The sequence below is a fragment of the Cupriavidus sp. WS genome (assembly GCF_000395345.1).
Taxonomy (GTDB): domain Bacteria; phylum Pseudomonadota; class Gammaproteobacteria; order Burkholderiales; family Burkholderiaceae; genus Cupriavidus; species Cupriavidus basilensis_B.
The window spans coordinates 1-231 of sequence record NZ_AQPL01000702.1 but is presented as its reverse complement, the minus strand read 5'-3'; the positions used below and the strand labels follow the sequence as shown (position 1 = coordinate 231).

Below are 231 nucleotides of genomic sequence, written 5' to 3'. Positions count from 1 at the left end.
GCGCGCCACCACCACGCTGGCTTCCTCGCCGGCGTTGGTGACGATCTGGCGCAGCGGCTCTTCCAGCGCGCGCAGCACGATCTTGATGCCGGCCTGCTGGTCGGGATTGGCGCCGGTCACGCCCTTGACCGCCTCGCGCGCGCGGATCAGCGCCACGCCGCCGCCGGCCACGATGCCCTCTTCCACCGCGGCGCGGGTGGCATGCAGCGCGTCTTCGACGCGCGCCTTCTT

At 73.2% G+C, this 231-nt stretch carries 1 protein-coding gene; it reads right to left on the bottom strand.

Annotated features, from left to right (window positions below):
* Positions 1-231 (bottom strand): TCP-1/cpn60 chaperonin family protein (locus tag K206_RS40590; protein ID WP_043368016.1); only part of this gene is annotated, 231 nt, incomplete at both ends.